The organism is Ruegeria sp. A3M17 (genome assembly GCF_003318255.1).
Lineage (GTDB): Bacteria > Pseudomonadota > Alphaproteobacteria > Rhodobacterales > Rhodobacteraceae > Ruegeria.
On record NZ_QOCF01000025.1, the window covers coordinates 51187 to 68961 of the forward strand.

Annotated in this window: 19 protein-coding genes; 10 read left to right on the forward strand and 9 right to left on the reverse strand. The window is 55.8% G+C overall.

Annotated features, from left to right (window positions below):
- Positions 1–7: 7 nt before the first annotated feature.
- Positions 8–1102 (reverse strand): PQQ-dependent sugar dehydrogenase, encoded by a 1095-nt coding sequence (locus DS906_RS13250; protein WP_113790618.1) that lies wholly within the window; start codon positions 1100–1102, stop codon positions 8–10.
- Positions 1103–1255: 153 nt separating this feature from the next.
- Between DS906_RS13250 and DS906_RS13255 the strand changes: the two genes are divergently transcribed.
- From DS906_RS13255 to DS906_RS13265, 3 genes are all read left to right on the forward strand, one after another.
- On the forward strand, positions 1256–2437 hold the full coding sequence (locus tag DS906_RS13255) for an ABC transporter substrate-binding protein (RefSeq protein WP_113790619.1): 1182 nt from the start codon (positions 1256–1258) through the stop codon (positions 2435–2437).
- A 130-nt stretch (positions 2438–2567) separates the two neighbouring features.
- Complete coding sequence (locus DS906_RS13260) at positions 2568–3356, forward strand: ABC transporter ATP-binding protein (protein WP_113790620.1); 789 nt, start codon at positions 2568–2570, stop codon at positions 3354–3356.
- A gap of 99 nt (positions 3357–3455) precedes the next feature.
- Entirely contained in the window at positions 3456–4169 is a 714-nt protein-coding gene (locus DS906_RS13265; protein ID WP_113790621.1) for an ABC transporter ATP-binding protein, read from the forward strand.
- 513 nt (positions 4170–4682) lie between these two features.
- Here DS906_RS13265 and DS906_RS13270 read toward each other — a convergent pair.
- Positions 4683–5033 (reverse strand): hypothetical protein, encoded by a 351-nt coding sequence (locus DS906_RS13270; protein ID WP_113790622.1) that lies wholly within the window; start codon positions 5031–5033, stop codon positions 4683–4685.
- A gap of 537 nt (positions 5034–5570) precedes the next feature.
- Between DS906_RS13270 and DS906_RS13280 the strand changes: the two genes are divergently transcribed.
- The 4 genes from DS906_RS13280 to DS906_RS13295 all read left to right on the forward strand — a co-directional run bounded on the left by DS906_RS13280 (position 5571) and on the right by DS906_RS13295 (position 8938).
- The gene (locus DS906_RS13280) at positions 5571–5942 is read left to right on the forward strand and encodes a hypothetical protein (protein ID WP_113790624.1); all 372 of its coding nucleotides are present in this window, start codon (positions 5571–5573) and stop codon (positions 5940–5942) included.
- A gap of 236 nt (positions 5943–6178) precedes the next feature.
- On the forward strand, positions 6179–7189 hold the full coding sequence (locus tag DS906_RS13285; protein WP_113790625.1) for a branched-chain amino acid ABC transporter permease: 1011 nt from the start codon (positions 6179–6181) through the stop codon (positions 7187–7189).
- Positions 7186–8499, forward strand: coding sequence for a branched-chain amino acid ABC transporter permease (locus DS906_RS13290; RefSeq protein WP_113790626.1), 1314 nt, complete (start codon positions 7186–7188; stop codon positions 8497–8499). Before DS906_RS13285 ends, DS906_RS13290 begins: the two co-directional genes overlap by 4 nt.
- A 187-nt stretch (positions 8500–8686) precedes the next feature.
- On the forward strand, positions 8687–8938 hold the full coding sequence (locus DS906_RS13295) for a hypothetical protein (protein WP_058277955.1): 252 nt from the start codon (positions 8687–8689) through the stop codon (positions 8936–8938).
- A gap of 43 nt (positions 8939–8981) precedes the next feature.
- Here the strand turns inward: DS906_RS13295 and DS906_RS13300 are convergent, their stop codons facing one another.
- Positions 8982–10523, reverse strand: coding sequence for a helicase HerA-like domain-containing protein (locus DS906_RS13300; RefSeq protein WP_113790627.1), 1542 nt, complete (start codon positions 10521–10523; stop codon positions 8982–8984).
- 431 nt (positions 10524–10954) lie between these two features.
- Here DS906_RS13300 and DS906_RS13305 point away from each other — a divergent pair, with 431 nt between their 5' ends.
- Complete coding sequence (locus DS906_RS13305; RefSeq protein ID WP_113790628.1) at positions 10955–11563, forward strand: invasion associated locus B family protein; 609 nt, start codon at positions 10955–10957, stop codon at positions 11561–11563.
- A gap of 62 nt (positions 11564–11625) precedes the next feature.
- Here the strand turns inward: DS906_RS13305 and DS906_RS13310 are convergent, their stop codons facing one another.
- The 5 genes from DS906_RS13310 to DS906_RS13330 are packed head-to-tail and all read right to left on the reverse strand — an operon-like array spanning position 11626 to position 16140.
- A complete protein-coding gene (locus DS906_RS13310) occupies positions 11626–12834 on the reverse strand; it encodes a beta-ketoacyl synthase (protein WP_113790629.1) in 1209 nt (402 codons plus the stop codon).
- A 9-nt stretch (positions 12835–12843) separates the two neighbouring features.
- A complete protein-coding gene (locus DS906_RS13315; RefSeq protein ID WP_113790630.1) occupies positions 12844–13101 on the reverse strand; it encodes an acyl carrier protein in 258 nt (85 codons plus the stop codon).
- Positions 13102–13133: 32 nt separating this feature from the next.
- Complete coding sequence (gene lpxD / locus DS906_RS13320; RefSeq protein WP_113790631.1) at positions 13134–14225, reverse strand: UDP-3-O-(3-hydroxymyristoyl)glucosamine N-acyltransferase; 1092 nt, start codon at positions 14223–14225, stop codon at positions 13134–13136.
- Positions 14226–14261: 36 nt separating this feature from the next.
- Positions 14262–15869: a murein L,D-transpeptidase gene (locus DS906_RS13325; protein ID WP_113790632.1), complete on the reverse strand. Its 1608-nt coding sequence runs from the start codon at positions 15867–15869 to the stop codon at positions 14262–14264.
- Positions 15870–15882: 13 nt separating this feature from the next.
- The gene (locus DS906_RS13330) at positions 15883–16140 is read right to left on the reverse strand and encodes a hypothetical protein (protein ID WP_113790633.1); all 258 of its coding nucleotides are present in this window, start codon (positions 16138–16140) and stop codon (positions 15883–15885) included.
- An 83-nt stretch (positions 16141–16223) separates the two neighbouring features.
- On the opposite strand from DS906_RS13330, the gene DS906_RS13335 reads away from it, so the two are divergent.
- The gene (locus DS906_RS13335) at positions 16224–16793 is read left to right on the forward strand and encodes a DUF882 domain-containing protein (RefSeq protein ID WP_113790634.1); all 570 of its coding nucleotides are present in this window, start codon (positions 16224–16226) and stop codon (positions 16791–16793) included.
- A 285-nt stretch (positions 16794–17078) separates the two neighbouring features.
- Positions 17079–17255, forward strand: a complete 177-nt coding sequence (locus DS906_RS22220) for a hypothetical protein (protein WP_158541327.1) — start codon at positions 17079–17081, stop codon at positions 17253–17255.
- A 160-nt stretch (positions 17256–17415) separates the two neighbouring features.
- Here the strand turns inward: DS906_RS22220 and DS906_RS13340 are convergent, their stop codons facing one another.
- Entirely contained in the window at positions 17416–17751 is a 336-nt protein-coding gene (locus DS906_RS13340) for a helix-turn-helix domain-containing protein (RefSeq protein ID WP_113790635.1), read from the reverse strand.
- Between the last annotated feature and the right edge of the window lie 24 nt (positions 17752–17775).

Here is a 17775-nt window from a genome sequence, read left to right on the forward strand (position 1 = left end):
TCCGCGCCTATTTGGGGGTCATGCGACAGATGGCCCCCTGTCCCACCGAAATGAACCAGATCGCCCCATCCGGGGCTTCGACAATGTCGCGTACACGCTCGGTTTCAGAGTCTTTGATTTGCTCGACCTCACGCAGGGGAGAACCTTCCAGCCGTGCGATGTAGTCAAACTTGAGCGACCCGACAAAGATATCGCCCCGCCACTCTGGCCATAGCTTGCCGGAATAGACCAGCAAACCGGACGGTGCGATGGACGGATCCCAATAGTGTTCAGGCTGTTCCATACCGGGTTTCGAAGTGCCCTCACCGATCTTCTGCCCCGAATAATGGACGCCATAGGATATCACCGGCCAGCCGTAATTCCGCCCCGGTTGGATCAGGTTCACTTCATCTCCGCCTTGCGCTCCATGCTCTGAAATCCACAAGCGTCCTTGCCGGTCCAACCCAGCGCCCTGCGGGTTCCGATGACCAAATGACCAAATCTCAGGGCGAATTCCGGCTTGTCCGACAAAAGGGTTGTCAGCAGGCACCGTGCCGTCGCGATTTATGCGAATGACGGTGCCCATGTGGTTTGACCTGTCCTGCGCTGACGGACGGTCTCCGCGATCCCCAATCGTTACAAACAGCGTTCTGTCCTGCGCCTCGACCACGCGCGAGCCAAAGTGTCGGCTGGTCGAACCTCCGGGAACCGCTTCAAAAATGATCCGCACGTTGTCCAAACGGCCCCCGTTTTCCGACAGGCGCGCCACGGCGACCGCCGTTCCCGCCCCGCCACTTTGGGGTTTGGAGAAGGTGAGAAACACTTCGCGGGTCTGTGCAAAATCCCGTGCCACGGTAATGTCGAGCAACCCGCCCTGCCCGTTCACGGCCACTTTTGGAACCCCTGCAACGCGGTTGGCCTCGCCTTGTGAGACAAACAAAAGCTCGCCGTCCCGTTCGGTCACCAATATGCCCCCCCCGGGCAATAACCCGATCGCCCAAGGTTCATCCAGCCCCTCGACCATCGATGTAACTTGTACCGTTCCAGCTGAGGATTGTAGAGTATCGGCGTTGATAGGTCCGGCAAAAACCGACAGGACCAGAATCGCGGCAGCCCTAATCATGAGAATCTCCAACTCTGGCAAAACGTAACAAGCACATCAAAACAAATAGGATTATTCTTGGCAAAAACACATTTGCGTTAGGACTTTTCTTTTCCAGACAGCTTGCCTAGGGTCTTGCCCAGAACGAATACGTTCCAATTAGGGAGTAACCATATGAAAAAGCTGCTTACTGCAACTGCGGCATCCGCTTTGCTGGCCGGTCCGGCTCTGGCCGAAGACGTCACTTTGGGCGTTCTGTTCGGCTTTACCGGCCCGATTGAATCGCTGGCACCGGCAATGGGTTCAGGCGCCGAAATGGCGATGGCCGAAGTCACCGAATCCGGCAAACTGCTGGACGGCTCAAAGGTCACCGCTTCGCGCGCTGACACCGGCTGTATCGACAACGGTTTGGCGACCTCGAATGGCGAACGCATGATCGCGGACGGCGTTGCCGGTATTGTCGGCGGCGACTGCTCAGGCGTGACCGGCGCGATCCTGCAGAACGTTGCAATCCCGAACGGCATGGTCATGATCTCGCCATCGGCAACGTCGCCCGGCCTGTCGACCATGGAAGACAATGGTCTGTTCTTCCGCACCGCCCCGTCGGATGCGCGTGAAGGCCAGATCATGGCCAATATCCTCAAGGACCGCGGCATCAACTCGATCGCTTTAACCTATACCAACAATGATTTCGGCAAAGGTCTGGCGGATGCGATTCAATCGTCGTTCGAAGCTGCCGGTGGCGAAATCACCATCGTAGCTGCCCACGAAGATGGCAAGGCTGACTACTCGGCTGAAGTTGGCGCGCTGGCCTCGGCTGGCGGAGACATTCTGGTCGTTGCCGGCTATCTGGATCAGGGCGGTCTGGGCATCATCCAGTCCTCGCTAGACAGCGGCGCGTTTGACACGTTCGGTCTGCCAGGTGGCATGATCGGCGACTCGCTGCCTGAAAACGTGGGCCCGGATCTGAACGGTTCGTTCGGTCAGATCGCAGGTTCCGGCGGCGAAGGGGCTGAAAAGTACTTTGCCATGGCCGAAGCCGCAGGATTTGACGGATCTTCGCCCTACTCGCCTGAATCTTATGACGCAGCCGCGCTGTTCATGCTGGCGATGCAGGCGGCAGGCTCGACCAGCCCAGCCGAGTATGGCGCAAAGATCATGGATGTTGCCAACGCTCCGGGTGAGAAAATCTATCCGGGTGAACTGGCCAAAGGTCTGGAACTGCTGGCCGCAGGTCAGGACATCGACTATGTCGGCGCATCGGGCGTTGAGCTGATCGGCGCCGGTGAAAGCGCGGGTTCGTATCGCGAAATCGAGGTAATCGACGGGAAGAACGAGACCGTCAAGTTCCGTTGATCTTGCCTCAATCGTCATAAAATCAAGCAGCCCGGGCCTTGTGTCCGGGCTGTTTCAATGAAAAAAGGCCGCACCTCTTCTTTGAAGGACGGGGAAGCAGAAACACCGACAACGGTGGCTGGGGGAAAACATGATCGTCGTCGAGGACGTGCACAAGCATTTCGGCGGGTTTCACGCGGTGGATGGGGCGTCGCTGGAAATCCAAAAGGGTTCGATTACCGGCCTGATCGGGCCAAACGGGGCGGGAAAGACCACCCTGTTCAACGTGATCGCGGGCGTTTTGCCGCCGACCAGCGGCAGGGTGTACATGGACGGCGAAGAAATCACCGGCCTGCCCCCGCATGACTTGTTTCACAAAGGTTTGCTGCGCACCTTCCAGATCGCGCATGAATTCTCTTCGATGTCCTGCCGCGAAAACCTGATGATGGTGCCCGGCGCGCAATCGGGTGAATCGCTGTGGAACACCTGGTTTGGTCGCAAGCGCATCGCCGACGAAGAACGAGCACTGAAGGCCAAGGCCGATGAGGTGCTGGAGTTTCTGACTATCGAACATCTGGCCGACCACAAGGCGGGTCAGGTCTCGGGCGGGCAAAAGAAACTATTGGAACTGGGGCGCACCATGATGGTCGACGCCAAGATCGTGTTTCTGGACGAGGTCGGCGCAGGTGTGAACCGCACCCTGCTGATGACCATCGCCGACACGATCCTGCGCCTGAACAGAGAACGCGGTTATACTTTTGTCGTTATCGAACACGACATGGATTTCATCGGCAAGATCTGTGACCCGGTCATCTGTATGGCCGAGGGGAAAGTGCTGGCCGAGGGAACACTGGACGAGATCAAGGCCAATGAGCACGTGATCGAAGCCTATCTGGGTACCGGCCTGAAGAACAAAGACAAGCTGGAGGCCGGGGCATGAGCGATGTGATGAGAGTGAGTGCACTCAGTTTGCGCGAATGGGGGCTCTGCCTCCATACCCCCGGGATATTTGTAGGCCAGATGAAGAAGGATCCTGTGAATGGCTGAGCCGTTTCTGATCGGTGACACCATGACCGGTGGTTATGGCAAAGGGCCGGACATTTTGCATGAGTGCACCATCGCCGTGGATAGAGGTCAGATCGCGGTGATCGTTGGCCCCAATGGCGCAGGCAAATCTACTGCGATGAAGGCCGTTTTCGGAATGTTGGATGTCCGGTCGGGATCTGTCCGGCTTGATGGCGAAGATATCACCAATCTCACCCCGCAGGACCGTGTGATCCGCGGGATGGGGTTTGTGCCGCAAACCTCAAACATCTTCACCTCGATGACAGTTGAAGAAAACCTTGAGATGGGCGCTTTCATCCGTCGCGACGACATCAGCCAGACGATGGAACAGGTCTATGACCTCTTCCCCATCCTGCGCGACAAGCGAAATCAAGCGGCCGGAGAGCTGTCGGGCGGTCAACGTCAACAGGTCGCTGTTGGCCGCGCGCTGATGACTCAGCCCAAAGTTCTGATGTTGGACGAGCCGACCGCTGGTGTGTCGCCGATCGTGATGGACGAACTGTTCGATCGGATCATCGAAGTATCGCGGACCGGTCTGCCGATCCTGATGGTCGAGCAAAACGCCCGTCAGGCGCTGGAGATCGCGGACAAAGGATATGTATTGGTACAGGGCCGGAATGCTTATACCGGAACGGGCAAGGAACTGTTGGCAGATCCGGAGGTTCGGAAGAGCTTCTTGGGAGGATAAGATGCGTAGAGCATTAAAAGCGCTTCTATTGTTGGCTCCTCATACGTTAGAAGCGCAAGCTACTTCATTCGTTTGTAAGTTCATCACCGAGTGCACTCGGGACGGAGGATGCGAAAGAAAGGAAATGAACTTAACTTTCTTTTTAGACGACCAAGAAAAGCATACATGCAAGGGAACATAGACCTGGTCCAGGTTATGCCACTAGCCGGGGATCAAGCTATTTCATTCGTTGAGCCTGCGGGAAGCGGAGTAGTTCAATCCACGTCCGTGTTGGAAGATGGGACCGCCGTTCATTCTCGGCATACAGCAATGTTCGGAGAGTTCGTTACTTCGCAATGGCATGGACAATGTTCGAACTTCGGCGGATCAAACTAATAGTGGCCGCAAACTACCGCTCTTCGTTTTAATTTCAATTGATTTGCATCGTTGTATATCCCCAAAAAATCTAAGAAGCAGGAAAGCAGGACGTTCCGTTGAAAGTCCTGCCGTCACCACGCTGACATCCGATCTCTCTCACCCTATCGGATCACCACAAGACCCAAAGTCCTGTGCGGCATGCGGGCCCTTGATCGACATGTCGTAGTCAAGATTCTCGAAGTCGACGACAAAGGTAATCACGTCTTTATCCTTAATGTGCAAAAACGTCAGCGAGTTCAGCCCGCCTATGATCGTGGCCTCGCCCTTGATCTCGTCTGTCACAATGAACCCTTTGTCCGTGGCCCCTGACCGCGCCAGCGTCACCGCGTTGCCCGTGCTGTCCGAGACGCAGTTCACCACAAAATCCTCACCGTTCAGAGGATCATTCTGAGCCGCCGCAATACCGGGCACTGCCAATCCCAAAAACAAAATCGCCGCGTTTTTCATTTCTTGCCTTTCTGTTCCCGGAGCCGCTGGGTCTGCGCCAAGACGTGATCCGTATTCCGTAAGTTGGGCTTCGCAATTCCTGGCGAGCCGCTCTGGAAAGCTAGGGATATCCCCGCGAGATCAAAGCGTTGCCCCAAGCGGATCACTTCATCTTGAGGTTGCGTGATACAGTTCGTAGCGTCGGGCGCCATAAATTTCTGGTGACTGCGAGCATCCTCGAATCTGGTTGTTTCAATGTCGGTACGCAGGGATTTGGGCAACGTTACAAGGACGGTCGTTAAATCTGTCCAGAATAAGGCGGATTTTACGCCGGAACGGTCAGCGAACCAACCGTCATCGAATTATTTCCTGATTTTTCAATGTATAATTTCCGTAGCCTCCGATTTTCGGAAATTTCACCATTCAGAATTCTGTCCCGGGAAGGATTAATTCTCGCCATTTTTGCCACCTAGTGAGGCGCAGAAATCGCGCCCTTCAATGGCCGGTTTACCAACACATGGACCGACCTGTCGGCCAACACCTTTTAGGAGAGCTTATATGAAATATCTGGCCGCTCTTGCTGCCTTGTTGCTGCCCGCTGTCGTGCAGGCCACAACGCAGAATACACCGGGGGCTGAGTTTGTTTACGAGTGTCAGATTGAAGAGATTTGCAAGTCCGGCAAATGTACCCCTGCCGGAACGCCCAAGAAAATCATGCTGAAACGTGTTGAGGGCGCATCCAAAGGAACGTTGAGCGTCGATGGCGATGTGGCCGAGCTGCATGTTTTCAAAGGGCTTGGTTCTTATGAATTTCTGCAAATCACCAATGGCGGCAGCGTCGGTTACACTATCGACGAAAGCGGTACGCTCGCGATCCGGGCAACGGGTGCCAACAGCCGAAACGAGCGTGGAACCTGTACGGTCAGCTGACGACACCTGATCCAATCCGCCCCGTTAGGGTCCCAAACCACAACCGTTCTGGCGGGTCAGTCCCGCCTGAACACGCACAAAAAGCACACCGCTGTCATCAGCGATCGGAGCAATTCCGATTTTGTCGCTTTCGGGTTGAAAATTTCCCAAATTAACACCGGAAAAGACGCGGGAATGATTGTGCAAATGGCAAAACGCATGCCATAAAGCCGCACCCGAAAGAACGAGACGATCAAATGGATTTATTGAATGCGTTAGTCGCGCTGGCAAACTTTGTCATCGTGCCTGCGGTTGCTTACGGCAGCCAATTGGCGCTTGGCGCGCTGGGGGTCACGCTTATCTACGGCATCCTGCGGTTTTCGAATTTTGCCCATGGCGATACGATGGCCTTTGGCGCGATGATTGCCGTACTGGTCACCTGGGGCCTGCAAGCCGCCGGAGTGAGTTTTGGCCCGCTACCCACCGCGCTGCTGGCCCTGCCCTTTGCGATCTTGGGCTGTATCGCGCTTGTTCTGATAACCGATCGGTTGGTCTATCGGTTCTACCGGGAACAAAAAGCCAAACCAGTGATCCTTGTGATCGTCTCGATGGGCGTCATGTTCATCATGAACGGACTTGTTCGCTTTATCATCGGGCCGGATGACCAAAGGTTTTCAGACGGCGCGCGGTTCATTATTTCCGCCCGCGATTTCAAGGCGATGACCGGGCTGCGTGAGGGGCTTGCGATCAAGACCTCTCAGGGCATCACTCTGGTAGTTGCCGTTATTGCGGTGGCGCTGCTGTTCTGGTTTCTCAACAAGACCCGCACGGGCAAATCGATGCGGGCCTATTCGGATAACGAGGATCTGGCGCTGCTGTCGGGTATCAACCCCGAGCGCGTTGTGATGATCACGTGGATTCTCGTGGCAGCATTGGCGACCACGGCTGGTGTTCTTTATGGTTTGGACAAAAGCTTTAAGCCTTTTGTCTATTTCCAACTTCTTCTGCCGATCTTCGCCTCGGCCATTGTCGGCGGGCTTGGCAACCCGCTGGGTGCCATCGCGGGCGGGTTCATTATCGCTTTCTCTGAGGTCACCGTTACTTATGCGTGGAAAAAGGTACTAACTTACGTCGCGCCAGAAAGTCTGGCGCCTTCGGGATTAGTGCAATTCCTATCCACCGATTACAAATTCGCCGTCAGCTTTGCCATCTTGCTGATCGTGCTTCTGTTCAAGCCTACCGGCCTGTTTAAGGGGAAAGCGGTATGACCGAGTCCGTCAAAAACACGCTGCTTTTCATTGTCGTTGGCGGTTTGATCCTGTTGACCGGTTTCACACAAAGCTGGAACGCCGCAATCCTGATCATGAACATGGGGTTGATCTCGGCCATCATGGCGATTGGGGTAAACCTGCAATGGGGATTTGCCGGCCTCTTTAACGTCGGCGTCATGGGCTTTGTCGCACTGGGTGGTCTGGCTGTTGTGTTGGTATCGACCCCGCCGACTCCAGGAGCATGGTCCTCGGGTGGTTATGGCATTTTTCTGGCGTTGCTTTTGGGGGCAGCAACCGTTGTGGCGGCTGTGCTGGTGGCGACTCGGATGCCCAAGGGACGTGCCCAAACCTTGACGACTATCGCCATTCTCCTTGTTGGGTTCTTTGTCTACCGCGCGGTATTCGATCCAAGCGTTGCAGGGGTCGAGGCAATCGAACCCGCAGTTGCCGGCAACCTCGGCGGTTTGAACCTGCCGGTCCTTGTGGCCTGGCCTGCGGGCGGTTTGCTGGCTGCTGGTGCGGCGTGGTTGATCGGAAAGACGGCGCTTGGATTGCGCTCTGACTATCTGGCGATTGCAACGCTGGGCATTGCCGAGATCATCATTGCGATCATGAAGAACGAGGATTGGCTGGCCCGAGGCGTCAAGAACGTCTACGGCATCCCGCGCCCTGCCCCCGTGGTGGGTTACGAGGTCGATCTGCAGAACGATCCCAGCTTTGTCGCGCGCGCCGATTGGTTCGGGTTGGACCCCGTCATCGCATCGACGCTGTCGGTCAAACTGGGCTATTCGCTGCTGTTCATGATCGTTCTGCTTGCTTTGCTGTGGATGGCGCAAATGGCGTTGAAAAGCCCGTGGGGCCGCATGATGCGCGCCATCCGCGATAATGAGGTCGCGGCAGAGGCTATGGGCAAGGATGTCACCCGGCGCCACCTGCAGATCTTCGTGCTCGGTTCGGCCATCTGCGGCATCGCTGGTGCGATGATGACAACTCTGGACGGGCAACTTACGCCGGGCACATACAATCCGCTGCGGTTTACGTTCCTTGTCTGGGTGATGGTCATTGTGGGTGGTTCGGGCAACAACTTCGGTGCTGTTCTGGGCGCATTCCTGATCTGGTTCCTATGGGTACAGGTCGAGCCGATGGGATTGTGGTTCATGAACCTGATCACATCGAGCATGCCGGACGGCAGCGCGCTCAAATCTCATTTGATCGACAGCGCCGCGCATATGCGTCTTTTCACCATGGGCCTTATCCTTTTGATTGTTCTCAGGTTCAGCCCAAGGGGTTTGATTCCGGAAAAGTAAGTTCACAATCCATCAATTCTTGAAACCGCACCAACTGACTGGTGCGGTTTCTTGATTTTATACGGTATACGGATTAGACGAATCCCAGTACCGCCTTGATCCAGCCGTCTTTTTGGCCAGTATTTACGCTAAATTGATGCTTGGCCCGCGATCATTCGGGAAACCTACGAGTTTAAGAAGAGTGCACATGAATACTTCCTTCACTAAAATAGCCCTTATCGTCCCTCTGTTCGCCATGCTGGCTGGATGTATCCCGTCGCCGGAAGAATTGGAAACGGCTCCGGTAAAAGTGCAGACGCCAAAGGGTGAAGTTACTTGCCAACTATATCGTCCAGACCGTGTGATCTGGGATCGGGCGACCAACTTCCCGGCCACCAAAATGTCGGTCTCCGAAGCGGACGCCTATTGCAAACAAGAAGGCCAGCGCCGTCTGAAGTAACGGAATGCGCGCCGGGCAAGAGGGTTCCTGCCCGGCACTACCCTTATCTGGCTTTGAACAAACCGCCCAGAATGCCGCGCACAATGCGGCGTCCGGTTGTTCCTTTCAGTTCCTTGATCACCGCTTCGCTCATCGCGGTTGCGAACGTGTCTTTCTTGCGCATCACGCGAGAGGATGACCGCCCAACCCGGCTGCCGGAATAGCGTCTCGCTGTCGCAAATTCACGCTCGGCCGTAGATTGGGTTTCCAACTGTTCCTCGGCCTCTGCCGCTGCTTGCGCTGCTGAATCTGCGCGGGACTGAAGGATTTCAAAAGCGGATTTCCGGTCCTTTAACTGCCCGTATTTCACGTTCATCGCCGAGGCAGCCATCAGCGCCTTCCGCTCGGCCTTGGTGATTGGCCCCAGTTGCGTTCCGGGCGGGCGGATCAGAGTGCGTTCGACGATCCCTGGCACGCCTTTCTTCTGCAACATCGAGGTCACGGCCTCACCGACACCAACCTCGCGGATCGCCTCTTCGGTATCGAAGGTCGGGTTTTCACGATAGGTTTCTGCTGCAAGCCGCAGGTTCTTGCGATCCCGCGCCGTGAATGCACGCAGGGCATGCTGCACCCGGTTGCCAAGTTGTCCCAGAATGTCTTCCGGAACGTCCGCTGGATTCTGCGAGATGAAGTAAACACCCACACCTTTGGAGCGAATGAGGCGGGCGACTTGTTCGACCTTGTCCACCAGAACCTTTGGGGCATCGTCGAACAGCAGATGGGCTTCGTCAAAGAAGAACACCAGTTTGGGTTTGTCCGGGTCGCCAACTTCGGGCAGTTCTTCGAACAGCTCGCTTAGCAGCCACAGCAGGAATGTTGCGTACAGGCGCGGCGATCCCATCAGCTTGTCTGCGGCAAGGATGTTCACGACGCCCTGCCCGTTTTCATCGACGCACATCAGATCGGCCAATTCCAGCGCGGGTTCGCCAAACAGTTTGGTCCCGCCCTGGTTTTCCAGAACCAGCAGGCGACGCTGTATGGCCCCGATCGAAGCGGTTGAGACATTGCCATAACGTAAAGACAACTGGGCCCGGTTTTCCCCAATCCAAACCAGCAGCGACTGAAGATCCTTGAGGTCCAGCAGCGGTAGCCCTTCTTCATCCGCCACTCGAAACGCGATGTTCAGAATGCCCTCTTGCGCTTCGCTCAGATCCATCAGGCGCGACAGCAGCAGAGGTCCCATCTCGGTCACGGTTGTGCGAACGGGATGTCCCTGTTGCCCGAACAGATCCCAGAACGTGACCGGGCACGCGCCATACGCGTAATCGGTAAAGCCGATCCGCTGGGCGCGATCCTGAAACGCTTGGTGAAGTTTGTGGCTTTCGCTCCCCGCCTTGGCCAGACCAGAAAGGTCCCCTTTGACGTCAGACAGGAACACCGGAACACCGGCTTGCGAAAACCCCTCGGCCAGAATTTGCAGTGTCACCGTTTTACCTGTTCCCGTCGCCCCCGCGATCATGCCGTGGCGGTTGGCATATTTCAGCGCCAGCGACTGCGGCTGGCCGTAGTCGTTGCCACCGCCACCTAAGAATATGTTTTGGTCCATGAATGTAAGGCCTTATTTTCACCGATCTGCGGCCAGCATACAAAGTTAACCTTTAACTGCGAAAGTCTAATTGCTGCCTTAGTGGCTAAGGTTACGGGGCGGCATATTTCCTCCCTGTCGACTGACCGCGCCCTTGGGCGCGGTTTTTTTACAAATCATGGCCGTTACATTAAAATTTCAGGTTTTCAGTTGACCGATGCCCCTGCCTTTCGTAACGTCTGCGCATAAATAAGTCGGCCAGTCCGACGGGGAGAAAATTATTAGAAGGGAGCCGCTCCACCGGCTCCCTTTGTTCTTTTTGTCGTCGCGCTAAATTTCCGATAACCCGGCAAAAAACCGTTCACATCTGGAAATGACCTGCCTTAGCCCCTGACAGTGTCGGGCAAGGGTGATAGACGAATGAAAAAGTCCAACATACGACCGAGGCAATCATGATCAAGAACACACTATCCGTCAGCCTGGTGACCGCTGCTATGTGGTGCGGAGCCGCGTACGCACAGGAAACGACGCAGGAAACCGAACAACAACCCCAGACCTCGCAAACTCAGGTCGGCAACGATCTGGACCTGGGTGAAACCGGTCCGCGTAACGGCGAACAATACGTCAAGGAAGAAAAAGGCGACTGGGCGATCCTGTGCATCAAGACCGATGCCGACGAGGACCCCTGCGCGATGCGTCAGATCCTGACCGGCGAGCAAGGCCAGCCGATCGCGGAAATCACTCTGGAAAAACTGCCCGAAGGCGTGGCTGCGGTTGCCGGAGCAACTGTGGTTGTCCCACTGGAAACGATGCTACAGGCGCAGCTGGCGTTTTCGATCGATGGTGCTCCGGGCAAGCGCTACGACTACCACCACTGTAACCCAGTTGGCTGTGTCGCGCAGATGGGCTTTACCGAGGGCGACGTGGACGCAATGAAAGTCGGAACCAAAGCGACCTTGTCGCTTGTGTCGGTTCTCGCACCAAACCAACTGCTGCAACTGGAAGTATCGCTGTCGGGCTTCACAGCAGGTTTTGAAGGCTTGAAAGTTCTACAGAACTGAGGTTTCGCTAAACAAAGAAGCCGCCGGGATTTACCGGCGGCTTCCTTGTTTGAAATCAGAAGTCAAATGCGTTTCAGGGCAATAACGGCATTCAGCCCGCCAAAAGCAAAGGCGTTGCTCAGTGCTACGTCCACTTTTGCCTCGCGGGCTTCGTTTGGCACAACGTCCAGCGCGCATTCGGGGTCCGGCTCTTCATAGCCGATGGTCGGAGCGATCACGCCATCCCGCAGTGCCATGATACAGGCCAGCAGTTCGACCGCGCCGGTGCCACCGATAAGATGGCCGTGCATCGACTTGGTCGAAGATATCATCAGCTCGTCCGCATGAGGACCAAAGACACCGGCCACGGCCGCGCATTCTGTCTTGTCATTGGCCGCGGTTCCGGTCCCATGTGCGTTAATATATCCAACACTGTCCGCGCTTAACCCTGCATCCGCAAGCGCACCCGACATGGCGCGCGCAGCGCCCTGTTTGCTGGGCATGACAATGTCCGACGCATCTGACGACATCGCAAAACCCACGACCTCACACAGGATATCAGCCCCACGGGCGCGGGCGTGCTCGTATTCTTCGAACACGAAGACACCTGCGCCTTCGCCCTGCACCATACCATTGCGATTCGCGCTGAACGGGCGGCAGGCGTCCTTGGACATGACACGCAGCCCTTCCCAGGCTTTGACACCACCAAAACACAACATGGATTCCGAACCACCGGTCAGCATCGCCGGAGCAGCACCGCTGCGTACCATCTGGAACGCCAGTGCCATTGCGTGGTTGGACGAGGCACAGGCCGTCGACACCGTAAAGCTGGGGCCCTTAAGGTTATGCTCCATCGAAACGTGACTGGCCGCCGCGTTGTTCATCAGTTTTGGTACGACAAATGGGTGCACCCGGTTTTTGCCGTCCTCATAAACGGACCTGTAGTTGTCATCCCATGTAGAAACACCGCCACCAGCCGTGCCCAGAACCACGCCCGAACGGGCGGCAAGATCTCCGTGGAATTCGATCCCGGATTGATCAATCGCCTCTTTCGCAGCCGTCAGCGTGAATTGGGTGAACCGGTCATACAGGGTCATTTGCTGGCGGTTAAACCGCCCCTCGGCCTCGAACCCACGGACCTGACCGCCGATCTGAATGGCCAACCTTTCAACATCGCGAAATTCAAGCGCAGAGATACCGCAGCGCCCTTCGCGCATGGCCTCCAACGTATCAGGCACCGAATGGCCCAGTGAATTGATTGTACCGGCCCCGGTGATAACGACGCGTTTCATAGGATTATGTCAGACCTTTTCCGACACCAGCTTTTGGATGCCGGTGATGATGGCCGCGACGTTCGAGATGTCAAAGTCGCTGGCGCTCGGCTCGTTGGCATTGAACGGAATCGAGATATCGAACTCTTCCTCGATGGCGAAAATGCTCTCGACTAGTCCAAGGCTGTCGATACCCAGCTCTTCGAGCGTGCTTTCGGGTGTCACATCCGACGGCTCCAGCACGGCCTGCTCTGCAATGATTGCGATGACGCGGTCGCTGATGCTCATGTCGATCCTCTAATTATCATGTTGTGGTTGATTTAATCGCTCGGAGACCGTTTGGAAACAGCCTTTTTCAGCGCCTCAACGTCACGCGCCAATCGCGGCAGCCGGCGCTGTGCTTTGTAAATGTCTGTATGCGTTTCCATTTTGACGGCCGGATAGCCCATAACCACACGCCCTTTGGGCACGTTGGACAATATTTTTGAGCCCCCGCCCGCAATCACACCGTCGCCGACAAAGATATTGTCCGACACTCCGGTCTGTCCGCCCAAAACAACGTTGTTTCCAATTTCAACTGATCCGGACACACCGGATTGCCCGCATAACAGGCAATCCTGCCCAACACGTGTGTTGTGCCCGATATGAACCTGATTATCGAGCTTGGAGCCATCGCCGATGCGTGTGTTCCTGATGGTTCCATTGTCAATGGTGCAATTCGCACCGACTTCGACATCATCGCCAATCTCAACGGCACCCAAAGAATGAATGCGGAGCCAGCTTTGTGCCCGGGCTTCACCCTGATCGCCCATGGATTTGCGGGCGTTTTCCACGCCTGATACCTCGGGCGTCACAAAGCTGAAACCGTCACTGCCAATCCTAGCGCCGGGTTGCGCAATGAAACGATCACCAATCTGAGCCCGTGCTCCGATACTCACCATCTCGCGCAGAAACGCGTCGTCGCCCAGAACGGCATCCAGCCCGATCACGCAGTGTGGGCCGATGACTGCGCCCCTACCAATACGCACACCGGCACCAACAACTGCCAACGGACCGATCGAGGCGCCCTCGCCGATCTCCGCTGTCGGGTCGATTACGGCCGAGGGGTGAATGCCCGGCTCAACCCCCTGCCCGCGATCCAGCATTGCCGTGATTCCAGCCATCGCCATCCGTGGACGTCTTACAAAAATAGCGGCCTCCAGACCCAGAGCCTGCCAATCCGCGCCTTCCCACAAGACGGCGGCGCGGGCGGCACCCGTGCTAAGCGCGTCCGCGTATTTCGGCGACATCGCCATTGCCAGATCAGACGGCCCAGCGTCGGCCGGTTCTGCGGCGCGCGCTATGACAAGGCCAAGATCACCTTGACAGTCCGCGCCCAAAGCTTCGGCGATTTGCTGAATAGTGTACTGCATGACGGGCTTCCCGAATTAAGGACCTGCCCCCGGTGATTACCCCTGAACGTCCGGCAGGGCTACCCCTGCTTTCTGCAGAGCGTCCCAGATTTTCCGGTCCCGGTCATAGACATCGCGGCGATATTGAACCTCACCTTTCGGACCGACATAGGCGGTGCGATAGATCAGATGAACCGGAACATGCTGTTCCAGCGGGACAGTCGTTTCCTTGCCGGACGCCAATACCCGGTGGAAAAACGCCTTTGGGTCCTCTTCCTGTTTGGCCAAAAGCGCATAGGCAAACTCAAAAGGTTGCGCCAAACGGATACACCCGTGCGAGAACGCCCGCGTCTCACGTGCAAACAGAGATTTCTGAGGCGTATCATGCAGATAGATGTTGTACTTATTGGGGAACATGAACTTTACCAGCCCCAGCGCGTTGCTTTTGCTGGGAGGCTGACGCATGGCAAACGGGAAGTTTCTGGTGTTGAACTGGGTGAAATCAACCGCGCCCCGATTAACCAGACGACCGCTGCGATCCGTGATCTGGATGTGACCTACGGCGTTTGGATTTGACTGCAGTTTTGGCAGATATTCCTTGGTGATGATCGAGCGTGGCACATACCAACTGGGGTTGATGACCATATGCTCCATCTCGTCCGAGAACTCCGGGCTGCGACGGTCATGCACGTTCTTGCCAATCACGGCGCGGGTCTCAAAGGTAACCCGACCATCGTCCACGATCTTGGCCGAAAAGTCGGCCTGGTTAACCAGAATGTGCCGCTCACCCCGTTCACGCGGCAACCAGCGTTCGCGTTCCAGTGCAACATAAACGGCCTTCAAACGCTCGGACGCCGTGCGGTTAAGTTCGGCGATCGTGCCCTCACCGGCGACACCATCGGTGGCCAGACCATGCGCCTGCTGGAAATCTTTGACAGCGGCAAGCATTGCCTCATCGAATTCTGGGCTTGCGGTCGGACTTAGGTACCCCATTGTAATCAGACGGTTACGCAGCTTAATTACATTGGGTCCGGTATCACCATATTCCAACTTACCCACAGGCACACCGGTACCCCAACCGCCTTGGTTGACCAATGCCTCAAGCGCGATCTTCTGCTTCATCAACGCACGGTACTGGGTGGATTGCGGTGCAAGCAGATCGAAATACGCGTCACCCTCCGCATTAAGCAGGCCCTGCAAATGGTCATTGGCCGACCGACGCGATACCTTGCGGACCAGCCCATCGTCAATCTGCGCAGGACGCAATGCGCCCGAAAACAGATCACTTGCATAGCTGACAAACGCCCTGCTCAGTTCGATTTCGACCGCACCCAAATCCCGCAGCGAGCTGGCGTCCTGCATTTTTGATACGATCGACTGTACGTCATAGCCGCCCCCTTCGGGCAGGCCATGCAGGTTTGTGGAAGACAACGCCTTGATCAACCGCGCTCTGCGCGCTTCATGCTCAGGCGTGTCGCCCACCCATATTGGGGCAAAAGCGTTGGTACGATAGAACTCTGCCAGACCCGACCCTGCAGGCGCAAATTCGGCAACAGCCATTTGAAATGCCGTTCCGGGTGCAGACTGGGCACTTGCCACAGAGGCTGACGCCGTAATGCAAGCGGCGAAGATAAGACTTTTAGGCAACCGATAAAGTGCTCGCATGGGATGACCTTGATTATTCAATACTTTGCGCGTTCTGAGGCGCGTTCCGAACGAATATGGTTTTCAGCTGGACGTTTTGTCCATTCACAAATACATCAATCCAAAGCATCCATCCGAGCCTGATGCGCGTTTGCATCGGCTGCGTTGCGCCAACGCCTAATTGCCTCAATACTATACCAATTTGCATCACCTGCGCAAAAAATCGCCGAAAATTCCCCCTTGAAAAGGTGAATGTGAAAGATTTCTTGGCTGGCTTTTCGTACTGTGTCATAAATCCCGCATCTGGGATGGGAAAAAATTAAGATCGCGCGCGTAACATCGTGTGCAGGCAGGAACAGTACGGGACGAAACGAAATGACCACGAGCAGTACATCGGGCTTGACCCGGCGTGCCCTATTGGGCGCATTCGCTGCAACAGCAGTTGTAGCAGCACCGACTTATTCCAATGCAGCAGGTTTTTTGCGCGGTGGCGGCGATATTCGTCGTATCCGTATGTATTCGGGCCGCACGGGCGAACGGCTTGATATGATTTATTGGGTCGACGGCAAATACATCAAGGACGCCGTCAAGGAAGTGAATCACTTCATGCGCGACTGGCGCACTGACCAAGCCAAATCCATGGATCTGCGCACCATCGACATCATGGCAGCCTCTCACAATCTTCTGGACGTGAATGAGCCCTACACTCTTTTGTCCGGCTACCGCTCCCCCCAAACCAACGCAATGCTGCGGTCTCGTTCGCGCCGTGTGGCCAAGAACTCGCTGCACATGAAAGGTCAGGCTGCTGACTTGCGCCTGTCGTCCCGTTCCGTGTCCCAAATGGCCAAAGCAGCCATGTCATGCCGCGCTGGCGGTGTTGGCAAGTATCACCGCTCAAACTTCGTCCATATGGATTGCGGCGAGGTTCGAAGTTGGGGCGGCTAAAAGAAACCCAAACTGTTTCTCAACGACGAGCGCCCTTGGGCGCTCTTTGTTTTTTGGACTACCAGCGTACATATTTTGCCCAGATACGGGATCGCCAATTGCTGCGCTTACAAGTCCGGAATTGGCGGCCAAAAAGGTATTCTTACGAGCTTGGAAACATCATTCTTTGGTGAGCCAGCACTCGTATCTCACCAACATGTTCATAACATGATGAAAAATATCGCGATTTTATGAAGAGGTTTTTTACGAGAAAGGAGTCATATTGCGGCGTTAGAGGAAAGATTAATGATTTCGATTATCGCCAAAGTCATAGCTTTGTTCCTGCTGGTTGCCGCGCTTTATCTGGCGTACTACGCTGGTTCGTTTCAGCAAGAACTCAAGGATACTGATAAACCGCCACCCGTGGTTCTGTTTTCCATTGTAGTGGCGCTTGCCGCCTATCTGCTTTTGGTTCTGGTATAAGTCCCCCGTCTGGTGTCGGGGTGCACGCGCCGCTTCATTCCACGCAATGGTGCCAGCACTTTTGGGTTTCCAGAGGCCGCTGCGTCAACGCATCTTCCTCGGCCTATATGTGACGAATGCCAGTACGCCCGCTATTGCGGCTCAGCTTACCGCAATGCCATCATTTCGGATCGCGTAGCAGATCCGCGTTGCTCGCCGCCCAGTCATGCATGGCCTGCAGCAGCGGTATCAGGCTTTGCCCTAAAGGCGTCAGACTGTATTCCACATGCGGCGGGATGGTTTTGAAGTCCTTGCGAGACACAAAGCCCGCCTCCTGCAACTCGCTTAGCTGGCGGGTCAGTGTCCGGTGCGTTATGCTGCCAAGGTTTCGCTGAAGCTGATTGAACCGCGAGGTTTCCTGCACCAGCCAATAGACAATCAAAAGTTTCCACTTACCCGAAATCGCTTCGATCAACGGCTCGATAAGGCAATTCTCTTTCGATTCGAGAGTTGTCATGACAGTATCCTAAATGACCGTACT

Coding starts and splice junctions, on each gene's coding strand:
- lpxD (WP_113790631.1), bottom strand. CDS start 14,225: ATGCAGTACACTATTCAGCAAATCGCCGAAGCTTTGGGCGCGGACTGT.
- DS906_RS13335 (WP_113790634.1), top strand. CDS start 16,224: ATGACCACGAGCAGTACATCGGGCTTGACCCGGCGTGCCCTATTGGGC.
- DS906_RS13310 (WP_113790629.1), bottom strand. CDS start 12,834: ATGAAACGCGTCGTTATCACCGGGGCCGGTACAATCAATTCACTGGGC.
- DS906_RS13255 (WP_113790619.1), top strand. CDS start 1,256: ATGAAAAAGCTGCTTACTGCAACTGCGGCATCCGCTTTGCTGGCCGGT.
- DS906_RS13260 (WP_113790620.1), top strand. CDS start 2,568: ATGATCGTCGTCGAGGACGTGCACAAGCATTTCGGCGGGTTTCACGCG.
- DS906_RS13265 (WP_113790621.1), top strand. CDS start 3,456: ATGGCTGAGCCGTTTCTGATCGGTGACACCATGACCGGTGGTTATGGC.
- DS906_RS22220 (WP_158541327.1), top strand. CDS start 17,079: ATGATTTCGATTATCGCCAAAGTCATAGCTTTGTTCCTGCTGGTTGCC.
- DS906_RS13300 (WP_113790627.1), bottom strand. CDS start 10,523: ATGGACCAAAACATATTCTTAGGTGGCGGTGGCAACGACTACGGCCAG.
- DS906_RS13295 (WP_058277955.1), top strand. CDS start 8,687: ATGAATACTTCCTTCACTAAAATAGCCCTTATCGTCCCTCTGTTCGCC.
- DS906_RS13340 (WP_113790635.1), bottom strand. CDS start 17,751: ATGACAACTCTCGAATCGAAAGAGAATTGCCTTATCGAGCCGTTGATC.
- DS906_RS13330 (WP_113790633.1), bottom strand. CDS start 16,140: ATGACACAGTACGAAAAGCCAGCCAAGAAATCTTTCACATTCACCTTT.
- DS906_RS13280 (WP_113790624.1), top strand. CDS start 5,571: ATGAAATATCTGGCCGCTCTTGCTGCCTTGTTGCTGCCCGCTGTCGTG.
- DS906_RS13325 (WP_113790632.1), bottom strand. CDS start 15,869: ATGCGAGCACTTTATCGGTTGCCTAAAAGTCTTATCTTCGCCGCTTGC.
- DS906_RS13305 (WP_113790628.1), top strand. CDS start 10,955: ATGATCAAGAACACACTATCCGTCAGCCTGGTGACCGCTGCTATGTGG.
- DS906_RS13285 (WP_113790625.1), top strand. CDS start 6,179: ATGGATTTATTGAATGCGTTAGTCGCGCTGGCAAACTTTGTCATCGTG.
- DS906_RS13315 (WP_113790630.1), bottom strand. CDS start 13,101: ATGAGCATCAGCGACCGCGTCATCGCAATCATTGCAGAGCAGGCCGTG.
- DS906_RS13250 (WP_113790618.1), bottom strand. CDS start 1,102: ATGATTAGGGCTGCCGCGATTCTGGTCCTGTCGGTTTTTGCCGGACCT.
- DS906_RS13270 (WP_113790622.1), bottom strand. CDS start 5,033: ATGAAAAACGCGGCGATTTTGTTTTTGGGATTGGCAGTGCCCGGTATT.
- DS906_RS13290 (WP_113790626.1), top strand. CDS start 7,186: ATGACCGAGTCCGTCAAAAACACGCTGCTTTTCATTGTCGTTGGCGGT.